The 14,323-nt window shown below is 41.7% G+C and carries 10 protein-coding genes; 6 read left to right on the top strand and 4 right to left on the bottom strand.

The genetic code is table 11. From position 1 onward, the window contains the following. Positions 1-4 precede the first annotated feature (4 nt). Complete coding sequence (locus AC4MC0_RS12490; RefSeq protein ID WP_278344909.1) at positions 5-2,290, top strand: DUF6160 family protein; 2,286 nt, start codon at positions 5-7, stop codon at positions 2,288-2,290. A 24-nt stretch (positions 2,291-2,314) separates the two neighbouring features. Then, positions 2,315-3,667, top strand: coding sequence for a hypothetical protein (locus AC4MC0_RS12485; protein ID WP_278344908.1), 1,353 nt, complete (start codon positions 2,315-2,317; stop codon positions 3,665-3,667). 59 nt (positions 3,668-3,726) lie between these two features. Here the strand turns inward: AC4MC0_RS12485 and AC4MC0_RS12480 are convergent, their stop codons facing one another. The 4 genes from AC4MC0_RS12480 to AC4MC0_RS12465 form a co-directional block, all read right to left on the bottom strand. Next, positions 3,727-5,445 carry a proline--tRNA ligase gene (locus AC4MC0_RS12480; RefSeq protein ID WP_335996994.1) on the bottom strand — a complete coding sequence of 573 codons (1,719 nt, stop codon included), beginning with the start codon at positions 5,443-5,445 and terminating at the stop codon, positions 3,727-3,729. Between the two features lie 95 nt (positions 5,446-5,540). Then, entirely contained in the window at positions 5,541-8,645 is a 3,105-nt protein-coding gene (locus AC4MC0_RS12475; RefSeq protein WP_491887117.1) for an efflux RND transporter permease subunit, read from the bottom strand. A 20-nt stretch (positions 8,646-8,665) separates the two neighbouring features. Then, positions 8,666-9,793, bottom strand: a complete 1,128-nt coding sequence (locus tag AC4MC0_RS12470) for an efflux RND transporter periplasmic adaptor subunit (protein ID WP_335996996.1) — start codon at positions 9,791-9,793, stop codon at positions 8,666-8,668. A 57-nt stretch (positions 9,794-9,850) separates the two neighbouring features. After that, entirely contained in the window at positions 9,851-10,489 is a 639-nt protein-coding gene (locus tag AC4MC0_RS12465; RefSeq protein ID WP_010326240.1) for a hypothetical protein, read from the bottom strand. Between the two features lie 280 nt (positions 10,490-10,769). On the opposite strand from AC4MC0_RS12465, the gene pilG reads away from it, so the two are divergent. The 4 genes from pilG to AC4MC0_RS12445 are packed head-to-tail and all read left to right on the top strand — an operon-like array spanning position 10,770 to position 14,217. Then, on the top strand, positions 10,770-11,153 hold the full coding sequence (gene pilG / locus AC4MC0_RS12460) for a twitching motility response regulator PilG (protein ID WP_004694493.1): 384 nt from the start codon (positions 10,770-10,772) through the stop codon (positions 11,151-11,153). Positions 11,154-11,183: 30 nt separating this feature from the next. Continuing rightward, a complete protein-coding gene (locus tag AC4MC0_RS12455) occupies positions 11,184-11,552 on the top strand; it encodes a response regulator (RefSeq protein WP_004694491.1) in 369 nt (122 codons plus the stop codon). A 5-nt stretch (positions 11,553-11,557) separates the two neighbouring features. Next, positions 11,558-12,094, top strand: a complete 537-nt coding sequence (locus tag AC4MC0_RS12450; RefSeq protein WP_004694490.1) for a chemotaxis protein CheW — start codon at positions 11,558-11,560, stop codon at positions 12,092-12,094. 50 nt (positions 12,095-12,144) lie between these two features. Continuing rightward, complete coding sequence (locus AC4MC0_RS12445; RefSeq protein WP_335996997.1) at positions 12,145-14,217, top strand: methyl-accepting chemotaxis protein; 2,073 nt, start codon at positions 12,145-12,147, stop codon at positions 14,215-14,217. Positions 14,218-14,323: the final 106 nt, after the last annotated feature.

Below are 14,323 nucleotides of genomic sequence, written 5' to 3'. Positions count from 1 at the left end.
TGAGATGCATAAAATAATAAAACTAAACCTTCTGACACTGTGTATTTGTGCAGCGAATCAAAGTTATGCATTACAAGCTTTGAATGATCAGATTTTAAGTGATGTAACGGGTCAAGATGGTATTTCAATTACCCATGAAGCTTCAAAAGTTGACATTAAACAATTGAATTGGGTCGATCCTGCGGAAGTCGGAAAAACACCGATAAAACTGGGTTTGCATAATATTGAAATGAAAACGGCAACTGGTTATAACAACATTAAAACCAAACTCGATTTTGATGTGGGAACAACACAATTAGCCAATGGTACGCAAGGGGTCGGCATTCAGCTCTCTGCCAGTGTGTCACCTTTTACCGCAACGGCTGCCCAAATCATGCTGATGTGTTCACCAAATTGTGCAACGGGTGAAACGGATCAAAATTTAGGAAGTATTAAGCTTTCAACTATTTCACCTTTTGAAGTGTACTTAGCAACGACGAATGGTCTGTTTAACCGTGACTCAAAGGTGCATTTAGATTTTAAATTGCAGAATGCTAGTATTAGTTATGGACAAAATAATCAAGATTTAACCTTAAAAGATTTCAACTTCAATTTATCTGCTGATGGATATCTCTATATCGATGAAACGGAAGGTGTAGTTCTCACCTCAAAGGGTAGTGTTGGCGATAATATTGTTGTTTTAGGTCGAGTGGAAGATAAGACAGATGTACATGACAGCCGTGTAGGCAATGCCACAAATCCGGGGTTAAACGTTGATTTACGTTATGGCTCAGCAAACTCGACTCATCGAAACTTAATTCGGATAGGGGCATCAGGTGCTTTAACCAATGGCAAGATCGCATTAAATGCTGACCAGACTGGTGTTGCTAAGTTTAATACGGTCAACCGTGTTAACGGTAATGTTCAAGAAAATGAGGTGGTTGCATCTGCAGGTTATGGTTTTAAGAATGCTGGCGGCTTACATTTAAATGTATCGGCTGACTTTACCCGTGCAGGGAATAGTTTGCTTGGTGCTAGCACACCGACAACGTTTGAATTAGGGCATACTGGTACAGGTAGTTATGCCATCGAATTTTCAAACTTATCACCGCTGAATGTACGTACTTCCACTGATCCTAATTCAGCAATAAACAGTCAAAATGCCTATATTGATTTTGGCCAGATTTATATCAATAACATTCGCACCAACTCAATGGGTTTTGTGGTCAATGACCAAATTAAGACGATATTGGGTGCGCAAAACTATGAGTTGATTTATAACCCATCACCAACGGGCAATGCTTCAAATGTGGCTTTTATTGCTGTACGTGGACTCGATTTTCAAGCGATTGCACGTAAAGCTCGCTTTATTTCAGATAATTCTATTGCGGTAAACAATACTAACGAAGGGACATGGGGCTTAGGTATTCCGATTTATAACCTGAATGCCAATGCTGCATTTTTTGCCAAGAAATATACCAATACCGCTGGAACGGTGAAGGATGGCTTGGGCTATGATATCGCGGTATCAACCGATGGTTACGGGGAAGATAGTCAAGGCAACCCTAAAACAACGTCTATTATCGTTATTGATGGTGCAATGAGTAAGCATGGCGAAGAAGTTAACTACTATACAGGTTTACGTAATATTGACTCATATTTTAAAGCCAATGGTGTGATTGGTTTTAATGAAAATGAAATCTATATCAAAGCCGATAGCTTATTGTTTGCTGCCAATGCGGAAATCGCAATTGGGCAGCTTCCAGGTGCACTATATAATTGTCCAGCAGGGGTAAATAGTTGTGCCAAAGAAGTCGTACCGATTAATAACTTTGCCAAAAAAGATGATGTTCTCGCATCGATTGCTTTTATGTTGGATGGTAAAGGTGAACTCTTTATTATTCCAGGACTTGAGGCTGTAGGCGGAACACCGCAAAGCAATTATCTGTCATTTAAATCCAATTTTGAGTTTAATACGTTGAGTAGTACAGACCTGAGTAATGAAAGTAAAAAAGGCAGTTTTATTAGCCTCAGTAATACCGATAGCAATGGAACAACAACAAAAACCTCAAGTTTTAACTTGAACAAAATGCAAGGTCACTTAGGTTTGAATGGCAAAATTCATATGCAAAAGGACTCAGTGGTCATAGATAATCAAGTGCAATTTAACTATAAGGCATTAGCAGGTGGACAAGGAGCAGCCTTTAGGACGGAGGTCGCATTGTCTCCAACAGGTACCATGCAGAAGGTTGCCGATATTGCTATTACGGGTGGGGCTATGCGTAGCACATTAGGGATTACACCGCGTTAAAAAGAATGATAAGGAATAAATAAAATGAATAAGTCTTTAATTTCAATTCTAATCACAGCAACATTAGGTTTGAGTCAAAGTTATGCGATGACCGCTTTAAATGACGAGGAATTGTCAGAAGTTGAAGGTCAATCTTTGATGAATCTAGAGTTTCAGCAGGGGACGAATACAACCGATGCACAAGGAAAAGCATATAATCAATCGAACATTGGTTTTTATAAGTTAGCCCTTAGTGCGGAATTGGAGCTGAATGCCAATATTAAGAAGCTTCAGTTGGGGTGCGGTGGCGACAACAATTCCATTCGAGCCAACAGTTGTGATATTGATATCGATCATATTTCTTTAAGTGGACTACCTGATGATGCGAACTATACATCGGATCAGCGTGCAGCAACTTCGGCATTAATCACAAATCCATTTATTCAGTTTGCGATTAAAAATCCGACTTCAGCTGCAACACGTGAGGTGTTAGGCTTTCGTGTGAGTGCTGAAAAGATTAAAGGCTTGATGACATTAGGTACCAATAATGATGTAGATGCAAATAATAATGCGATACCCAATGGAATTAATACCTTTAGTGGATATATGAAAACCAAAACTGCATCCGGTACTGCAGTGACAGCAGCTCGTAGCATGACCTTTGCGGATACAGGATTAACTATGAATGGTATTGTGCAAGGACGATTACTCGGAAGTAGTTCTGGGACAACTTGTGTAGGTGGTTTTTTAGACCCTTGTTATGATATTTCATATACGTCTGATACTTATAATTTAAATTTATCTTCGACTACAGCGCCTTTTACGATTAATTCGACAGTTGTGTCGGGGACTCGAATGAAGGATGTAACTTTAAAAGGGACGGGTACTGTTGGGCAAATTGATTTTAGTGGACAATTAACAGCTAAAGTACTCGGTTTTTTAAACTTAGATAAACAGGTGTCCGGCAATATTACTGGGCTTAAAACAGATATCACTGTGAACCAAAGTTTAGGCTTAATTCATGCACTGTATTTAAACAACCCAGCATCATTATCTTTGCAATCACAAGATATCCTATGGACGGGTGCTGCGGTTGGAGCAAATAAAGGCTGGTGGCTGGCGATGGAAGATGAAGTCGAGCTGGGCAGCTTAAGTCCAACGACCAAAGTGGCAATTACCAATGAAGTCTTAAAACAAACCATTGCGGGTATTAATAAAGATCTAACGGACAATCCTCGAAATTGCGGTAATCTTTTAACAGGATGTGTCGGTGGTTCTGCCTTAGTTGTTGGGAATGTTCCAATGAATACGACGACTTTGGATTTTCCACTGACCAATTTAAGCTTACAAGGGCAAAACTTTAGATCAAATTGTTACGGTGGTTTAAAGTTCTGTTAAATATATGATTCCATAAAAAATCCCGCGATATACGCGGGATTTTTTTAATCTAAAATTAATTATTTTGTAATTTTCGCCAACAAATCTTCTTTAGAAATGTTTACAGATTCAGCGTCACGACGGCCTTTATATTCAAAAGTACCTGCATCCAAGCCTTTCTCACCAATCACAATACGGTGAGGAATACCTGTAAGCTCAAGGTCTGAGAATTTCACGCCTGGACGTTCGTTACGATCATCCAGTAAAACATCATAACCTGCTGCCGTAAGTTCAGCATACAGTGCTTCAGCTGCTTCCAAAGTGCGTGGAGACTTATGTGCATTCATCGGCACAATGGCAACTTCAAACGGTGCAATTGCCATAGGCCAAATAATGCCTTTTTCGTCAAAGTTTTGCTCAATTGCAGAGGCAACTACACGTGTTACACCAATACCGTAACAACCCATGGTTACAGTAAATGGCTTACCATCTTCACCTAAAACTTTACAACCCAAAGCTTCTGAATACTTTTGACCGAGTTGGAAAATATGCCCAACTTCGATACCACGTTTAATTTGCAGTGTACCTTTACCGTCTGGAGACGGATCACCCTCAACCACATTACGTAAGTCGTAGACTTCGGTAAACTGTGCATCACGTTCCCAGTTTAGACCAGTCACGTGTTTATCAACCTCATTTGCACCCGCAACAAAGTCAGACAGTACCGATGCAGCACGGTCGACAATGACCGTTAAGCCTTTTTCTACCAAGCCTTGTGGTCCACAGAAACCAGCGGTTAAACCCAGTGCAGCAAGTTGTTCTTCTGTTGCAAAAGTTAATGGTGATGCAATGCGCGGATGCTTCTCCGCTTTAATTTCATTAAGCTCATGATCGCCACGTAAGAACAATGCCACTACCGGTGTTGCTTGGCCTTCTTCGGCTGCAATACCTTGCACTAACAAGGCTTTTACAGAGTGTGCAGGATCAGATTTTAAGAAGTTAGAGACATCTGCAATGGTTTTTTGATTTGGTGTATCGACCACTTCTAAAGCTTTGGTTGGCGCTGCACGTTCACCGACTAAAATGGCCTCAGCCATTTCAATATTTGCCGCATAGTCAGATTCAGTCGAGAAGGCGATATCATCTTCACCACTTGATGCTAACACGTGGAATTCATGTGAGCCTGAACCACCAATTGAACCTGTATCGGCTTGTACTGGACGGAAATCTAAACCTAAACGGCTAAAGATTTTGCAGTACGCGCCGTACATGATGTCATAGGTTTCTTGCAGTGATTCTTGGTTTGCGTGGAAAGAATAAGCATCTTTCATGATGAATTCACGTGAACGCATTACACCGAAACGTGGACGAATTTCATCGCGGAATTTGGTTTGTACTTGATAGAAGTTTGCAGGCAATTGTTTATAGCTTTTGAGTTCATTGCGCGCAAGATCGGTAATGACTTCTTCGTGGGTAGGACCAAGCACGAAAGGGTTGCCATGGCGGTCTTTGAAACGAAGCAGTTCAGGGCCATATTGGACGTATCGACCAGATTCTTCCCATAAAGACGCTGGCTGAGTTACGGGCATCAGGACTTCGAGTGAACCCGCATTGTTCATTTCTTCATGAACGATCGCTGCAACTTTATTTAATACGCGAACGCCCATCGGCAGCCAAGTGTATAAACCTGAAGCCAATTTACGAATCATCCCAGCACGTAGCATTAGTTGATGTGAAATCACTTCTGCGTCATTTGGGGTTTCTCTTAACGTTGCAAATAAAAAGCGACTCGCGCGCATGGAAACTGTCCTAAAATTTTAAACTTTGAAAGTCAAAGATTATACGATAAAAAATGAGGAGGCATGTCGACACCACCTCAGAAAAATGTCGATTATTATGACATGATTTTACGTACTTGACGCAGCATAAAGTTCTTAAAGTCATCTAAATAGGTGAAGATCACAGGAACCACCACTAAGGTCAGCAGTGTCGATGTAATGACACCGCCGATCACTGCATGTGCCATCGGTGCGCTTTGTTCACCTCCTTCACCTAGTCCTAAAGCCAGAGGTACCATGCCCATTACCATAGCGCTAGTAGTCATCAAAATAGGTCGTAAGCGTGTTTTACCCGCATTAATAATCGCTTGATAACGATCAACGCCGTGATCCATGGTTTTTTTAATGAAATCGATCAATAGAATTGCATTCTTGGTCACCAGACCCATCAACATGATAATACCGATAATAGAAAACAAGTTCATGGTGGAGTTAAATAAGAAGAGCGCTAAAAACACCCCAATCAATGATAGTGGCAGGGAAGCCATAATCGCCGCAGGGTGAATAAAACTATTAAACTGCGAACCTAGCACAATATAAATAAACACAATCGATAAGGTGATTGCGGTCATGGCATAACCTGCAGATTCAGCCATGTCTTTGTTTGAACCTTGCGTGTCAAAGCTATAACCTGCTGGAAGGTCAAAGTTGTCTTCAATTTTTTTAATATCGGCGCCAATATCGCCTGCAGGGCGACCTGCGGTGTTGGCTTCGACTAAAACCTCCCGTGCTAGATCGCGACGATTAATCTGCGATGCCCCCAGACTTTGCTCTAAATGCGCAACGCTAGAAAGGGGAATCAATAAAGCTTGACCATTGGCATCCGTTTTTTGCGATGTGAGGTAAAGGTTTTGTACATCACTAGGTAAGCTACGCGCATTTTCAGTTAAGCGCAGGTTAACGTCATAGGTTTCGCCTTTGTCATCTTGCCATGTGGTGACATCATCCCCTGCAATCAGTGGGCGAATGACATTGGCAATTTGGTTGACCGATAGGCCCAAATCGCTGGCTAAGACCCGATTAATATGCACGCCTAAAGTCGGTTTAGGGGCTTTAAGTGAGCTTTCTAAGTCGACAATGCCTTTGACTTGCGCAATTTCTGTCATAAAGCGGTCTGATATCTTCTGGAGTTCGGCTAAGTCTGGACCTTTGATGGAAATCATCACGGGTTTTTGTCCGCCCGATACCGTTTCATCTGCGGAGGCAATTGAGGTCACAGTAATGCCACCTACTTGTTGTAGGCGTTGGCGGAACTCATTGTTTAAGTCGGTTAAGCTTTTCTTACGCTCTGTGCGTGGCGTAACGGTTACGCGAATACTGACATGGTTTTTACCACGATCCGTAACGCCATTAATCACCGCATAAGTTGCTCGAACGTCAGGGTGCTGCTGAATAATTTTATCGACTTGCAGCAGTTTGGCTTGTGAATATTCCAAAGAGGCGTCGACAGGTGTTTCGAACTTAATCCGAATCTCACCTTTATCTGGAACAGGGACAAACTCTGTTCCAATTAGTTTAGATAAGCCTAATGCGCCGAATAGCGAAGCCACAGCAATCATGAGGGTGATGAATCGGAAGCGCAGAGCAAGCTTGAGTAATTTCTCATAGCCGTGGCTGAGATTATCTAGTTTGCCAGAAATCCAATTGCAGAAACGTTTGACTCGATTGGGTGGTTTATGTGGATTATGCTTTTCAGCCCAATGTGCAGATAGCATTGGATCTAAAGTAAAGCTGACAAACATGGAGATCAGCACAGCAGTACTGACGGTTACGCCAAACTGATAGAAAAAGCGACCGATAATACCGCCCATAAATGCCACAGGTAAAAACACCGCAACAATGGTTAAGGTGGTGGCTAAAACAGCGAGTCCAATTTCTTTGGTGCCATCAAGGGCTGCTGTGACAGGGTCTTTGCCCATGTCTGCATGTCGCACAATATTTTCACGGACCACAATCGCATCATCAATCAGTAGACCAATACTGAGTGATAATGCCAGTAAGGTCATCATGTTGATGCTAAAGCCAAAGATCCAAATAAACGTCAGAGTGCCAAGGAGAGCAATTGGTAACGTCATGCCTGTAATGGCGGTGGAACGGAACGAGCCTAAAAACAGCAGGACAATCAAAACGGCAAGTGCTGCACCTTCAATAATTGTACGTGCAACATCGGTGATGCTGTTACGAATGCCTTTGGATGAATCTACCACCACTTTTGCTGTGGTGCCTTCAGGCAACTGTTTTTCGATATCTGCTAAGGTCTCATAAGCACCATCGACTACATCAATCACATTTGAATCGGAACTGCGTAAAATATCAATCGCAACCGCGGTTTTACCATCTAAATAGGCACTTGACTCAAGTTCGGCTTGGCTGTCTGAAATGCTTGCAACTTGACGTAAATAAATCGGTACACCATTTTTATTGGCAATCACCAAATCGCCGAAGGCTAAAGGATGAATCACTTTAGACTTAATTTCGACCACAAGTTCACTGTTACCATGTTTCAACGTTCCACCCGGAACCTCGACATTTTCAGCTTTTAGCGTGTTGATGATCTGGTCAATACCAATCCCAAAACTTTGTAATTTGTGGGGTTCAATCTGTATGCGAATTTGTCGCTTGGCATCACCCAATAAGTTGACTATCCCTACACCAGAAACGGTTCTAAACTGTGGAACGATGCGCTGATCCAGATAAGAGCTGAGCTCTTTTAGTGACATGTTTTGTGATTCAAATACAATTGACATCACGGCATTGGCAGAAGGGTCGTAACGTTCAACAATCGGGTCTTGAATTTCGTCTCGAAACTCAGCGGTGACCGGTGCAATTTTATCGCGGACATCTTGCGCGGCAATAGCGGAAGAAACATCGAGATCAAATTCAGCAATAATGGTCGATAAGCCTTCGCTAGACTGAGAAATGACCTGTTTTAAACCTGAAATGGTATTGATTTGATCTTCCATTTTCTTGGTGATTTCAGACTCAACTGTTTCAGGGGATGCGCCTGGATAGGTGGTATACACCACCACGAAGGGGAAATCGACATCAGGAAACTCCTCAACTCCCATTCTTTGCCAAGAGGCTAAGCCTAAAACCATCAGACAAAACATCATCATGATGGTAAAAACAGGATATTTCACACTAATACGGGTTAACCACATAGCAACAACCTTTTCTTATTTTATGGATTGATTGTCACCATTTGATGCAAATCTTTTTCATTAAACTTTATACGACTGATGCGGTCGCTAGTTTGTAGTCCCTGTACCACAGCGCTGTTATTGCTATAGTGTTGTTCCAATACTTTTATATGAACACGTTCAATTTTATTGTGGCGAATCACCCAAACATAAGGTGAGTTTTGTATATCCTGAATGGTATCAAGCGGGATAATTTGCCCTGAGATGGACTGTGAACCAAGGAGATCCCCCTCTACAAAGGTTCCAATACTTAATGAGTTAATACTTTCATTTGGCTGAGCAAAAAACTCAATTTGACGGCTTGCGGGGTCAGCAATTGGGGAAATACGAATAAGTTTGGCTGTCAGTTTTTGGGGATTGCCTTGCAGCCGATATTCAATTTTTTCTCCCAAACTTAAAGCTGCTTGTCGATCACTTGGAATTTTGGCCTGTATTTCTAAATGACTCGGGTCAATGATTTCAAATAGGGTTTGTCCTGCGGATACTGTTTGTCCAGGTTCTACCTGACGTTGAGTAATAAACCCTGAAATCGGGCTTACAATAGTGCCATCGCGATCTGCTTTTTCGGCTATATCGACATTGGCTTGTTGTGCGCGAACACTTTCTAATTGAGCTTGATAGTCTACAAGGCTTTGTTCATATTCCACTTTAGAAATAAAGCCCTGATCGAGTAAACGTTTTTTCCTTTGAACCATGCTTTTTGCAAGATTGGCTTGGGCTAGGGTTGATGCAAGATTGGCTTGAGCTTGGGCAAGACGCGCAGCATTATCTTGATTATTCAATCGAACCAGTACTTGGCCTTTTTGAACGGCTTGTCCAACTTGAGCGGAGACGGCGGTGGCTGTCGCTGTCACTTGAGCCTGAATGGAACTTTGATTGACGGCTCGAATAGTACCAGTAAAGGCTGTACGTTGGATAGAAGGCCCTTCTTGGAACTGGACCAAGTCTTGTGCTATCAGCTCGATTTTAGCTGTAGACGAAGTAGGGGAGGTGACTTCATCTTGTTTTTGGCAGGCAGAGAGGAGTAAGCACAAACACAGCGGACTGAGTTTTAAAATAGGGAGCACTTGGCGGCTTAATTTGTTTTTTATACGTAGTGCAGCCTGCATTGAGTCAAATCCTTTGGTCTAGCGGCGAAAGTCAGCACACTGTAAATAAGACGCAGATTATTCAAGTGTTTTTAAACGAGCAATAATTCTGTCGTATTCAGCCTTGGTATTACGATAGTGACTTTGTAACGATTGTATTTGCTCTTTTTTCATCACAATATTTTTGGAATTATAGTCAATCATATCTTGGAGTGGTTTCGGATTGCTTTTGCCTTTACGCATGTTCTCTTTTTCTTGGCGTAAGAATCCAATACGGTCATTCTGTAATTGTTTTAATTCATCTTGCTGGAACTTAATCTGTTTTAAAATATAGGAAAGGGCAGTATTGCGTTTTTGAGTGGCGACTTGGCTGCTGGTATAAGCGCGTTTTAATTTAAGATCTGACTCGCGTTGCTTGGCTGCTGCTGCACGTTGCGGCGCATATTGCGCATCTTTTTCTGCGTTGTATGGACGAGCCCGTTGAATCACTTGCATGTTGCTATCGAGTGCTTCATAACCATAACGAATATGGTTGGGGGTGACACTACTACTGACGTTCGCGATGCCTTTACTGTCGTAATATCGATACCAGACCGCTTTAGGTGGATCGGCCATAATCGAGATGGTCTGCAAACTTAGCAAAGCCAGCAAAATGACTTTCGCAGTCATCCTTTTTTTCACGATCAAAGCAAGTTTGTGATTAAACTCCCTAAGCATCGATACCCCCAGTTTAAAGTTGACTAAATTACTTATTTACAAGCAATAAATAGTGCTATATTAGTCCTAAATTTAGGAATAAAAAATATAATCAGTCAAAAAAAAATCGACGGGTATAGGAAAGTGTGAAGCCGTTCTTAAAAAGAAGATGAAGTGTGGTTTTATGCGGAAACTGTTCGTTGAAAATATAAGTAAATATATGTTAAAAGTGTACGTAACTTGTAAAGCGTCTACGAATCTGTTTCTACAAACATTCTAAAAATGGGAAGGGTCATATTAAATGGACGATAAATTCCAGAATCTAAAAGTAATGGTCATTGATGATTCAAAAACCATTCGTCGCACAGCTGAAACATTATTGCAACGTGAAGGTTGTGAAGTGGTGACTGCAGTCGATGGTTTTGACGCATTGTCAAAAATTGCTCAAGCCAATCCTGATATCGTATTTGTCGACATTATGATGCCACGACTAGATGGTTATCAAACGTGTGCATTAATCAAAAATTCACAAAATTATCAAAATATTCCTGTCGTAATGCTCTCTAGCAAAGATGGTCTATTTGACCAAGCCAAAGGGCGTGTTGTCGGTTCAGATGAATATTTAACAAAGCCGTTTAGTAAAGATGAATTATTAAATGCGATTCGTAATCACGTTTCAGCATAAATAATATAAGTGTAATTGGGGGAAAAAATTATGGCGCGTATTTTAATTGTGGATGACTCACCTACAGAGACATTCCGCTTTAAAGAAATTTTGGGGAAACACGGTTTTGAAGTGATTGAAGCGTCGAATGGTGCCGATGGTGTAACCATGGCTCAAGCTGAACTTCCTGATCTTGTTTTGATGGATGTGGTGATGCCAGGCGTTAATGGCTTTCAAGCAACCCGTCAAATTGCGCGTGGCGCAACAACAAAACACATTCCCGTAGTGATCGTCAGTACTAAAGATCAGGCTACAGACCGTGTATGGGGTAAGCGTCAAGGTGCGTGTGATTATTTAACCAAGCCTGTTGATGAAAACCAACTGATTGATGTGATTAAGCAACACCTGAACGCAGGATAAGCTCTATGGCAGCAAATGGATTTATCGAATTACTTCGACTTGCTAAACGTGGTAATAAAAACTACGTTTCAAACGAAAATGAGGTAAACCGCTGGTCGGGCATTGCTTTTGAGATGATGGGGCAATATTTCGTTGCGCCATTAGGTGAAGTTGCAGAGGTGATTTATCCTCCGAAATATACCTTAGTGCCAAATACTCAACCTTGGGTTGTGGGTTTGGCCAATATTCGGGGGCGTTTACTTTCTGTTGCCGATTTAGCGCACTATGTATCAGGGCATCGCAGTGCATATTCGCCGACTCAAAAAGTACTCTGTATTAGTCACAATGACCACTATGTCGGTTTAGTTGTAGATCAGGTTCTGGGGATTCAGCACTTTAATAAGAAAAGTTTCTTTTCTAAACATGAAGATTTAGATCGGAATTTAAAAGAATATTGCCAAGGGTATTTTCACCAACACAACCAACAATGGCATGTTTTCTTATTCAGTCGCTTATTAGACAATCCAAAGTATATGAACGCATCTATAAAATTTATAAATTAATATCATTGTCGCGCGCGAAATTATAAGGGCGTAAATCGGGGAGAAGCTGCATGGGCTTTAAACTTAAAAAGAAAAATACGGATGGAAGCAGTAACCGCTCAGGTGGAAATGCTTTAGTAGCAAAACTTCAATCACAGACGGAACAGTTTTCACGTGTATTTGGTGATAGTGAAAAGTCCAAGCCATTAATTTTGGGTGCGGCATTTTGTATCGTACTGGCAATTTTCTTGCTGTTGTACCTATTCTATAGCGTACCTCGAAATAACGAATTCACCCGTAGCTTGGGTGATTTACGTCTTTTATCGCAAACCATTTCACGTCAAGCGACTGAAGCTACAGCATCAGGTACGCCTGAAGCGATTAAAAAATTGACCGAATCGCAAAAGTCGTTTGCTGAAAACCTAGAAATTGTTAAAGATATTCATGCAAGTACAGATGCGCTACGTGAAGTAGATGCGCAGTGGACGAAAGTTTCTGCAAATATTGATTTAATTGCCTCACAACAAAAAATTATTAATCAATTGTACGATACCAACATCGCAATTAGTGAAACAATTCCTGGTATTCAGGCCGAATATAACTTAATGGTTGACCAAATGGCACGTCAAAATGTGCCAGCCAACCAAGTCGTGATTGCAAAGAACCAAGTATTCATTGCTGAACGTATTCTTCGTTCGATTGGTTCGGTATTGACGGGTTCAGACAACTCACGTGAATCTGCAGATGACTTTAGCTCAGATACAGAAACTTTCGCTTCTTACCTAAATGCGCAGTTAAATGGCAGTGCTGACTTAGGTGTGGAACGGATTAATGATCCTGAAATGCGCGACTCTCTAACCAGTATTCAGTCTGAATATGATGCTGTACTGAAGTCAGCAGCAGCAACCGTCTTAAAGAACTCATCACAAATCGTTAAAGTACGCCAAGCGTCATCATCGATTTTTGAACAGTCGGATGCTTTGTTAAGCAATTTGAACAAATTGTCAGGTGGTACAGGTTTAGCCATTGCAATTCCTGCCTTAGGTTTAATTCTAGCCCTGATTGCTTTCTTATTCTGTGTATTTAAATTACTCGTACTTCGTGGCGAATCAGATAAAAAACGTGTATCTCGCCTACAAGATGAATATGACCGTAACCAAAACGCGATTTTACGTTTACTGGATGAGATTGCCGATCTTGCAGATGGTGACTTACGTTCATATGCAACGGTATCTGAAGACTTCACGGGTGCAATTGCCGACTCGATTAACTTCGCAATTGACCAATTGCGTGACCTTGTATCGCGTATTACCGAAACATCTCAAGAGGTTGCGCAATATACGGCAAATACGCAGGGGATTACCAACCAGTTAGCCGAAGCATCTGAACACCAAGCGCAAGAAATTGCGGGTGCATCTGCTGCGATTAATGAAATGGCAATGTCAATTGACCAAGTATCTTCAAACGCTGAAGAATCAGCGGTGGTAGCAGAACGTTCAGTAAAAATTGCTGCAAATGGCGCGAACGTTGTAAACCGTTCAATTGAAGGTATGGATATCATTCGTGAGCAGATTCAAGAAACCTCTAAACGTATTAAACGTTTGGGTGAATCTTCACAAGAGATTGGTAACATCGTTGCCTTGATTAACGATATTGCCGACCAAACGAACATCTTGGCTTTAAACGCAGCGATCCAAGCATCGATGGCAGGTGAAGCAGGTCGTGGTTTCGCCGTGGTTGCAGATGAAGTACAGCGTCTTGCAGAGCGTTCAGCTTCAGCAACCAAGCAGATTGAAACACTGGTAAAAACTATTCAGACCGATACCAACGAAGCTGTAATTTCGATGGAACAAACCACGTCTGAGGTTGTACGCGGTGCGAACTTATCTAAGGATGCGGGTGTTGCACTGGATGAGATTCAAAACGTATCAGGTAATTTGGCGAAATTGATTGCAAACATTTCGGATGCAGCAAAGCTACAGTCAGCGTCTGCAGGTCATATTGCCACTACGATGAACGTCGTACAAGAAATTACCTCACAAACCACTACTGCGACGTTCGATACAGCACGTTCAGTCTCTGAACTTGCGAACATGGCGGAAGCGTTACGTGAGTCTGTAACAGACTTTAAACTGCCTGATTAAGCGCTTGCTTTGGGGGAGGTATGCTGCTCATCGCTTGAGTAGCATACCAAAATCAGGATACACATCAACTCAATTAGCTTGAGCCAAAAGGCTGGTTTGGGATGAT

It is taken from the genome of Acinetobacter sp. CAU_H_S139_7, assembly GCF_058599305.1.
This window is presented reverse-complemented; position numbering and strand designations above follow the sequence as displayed.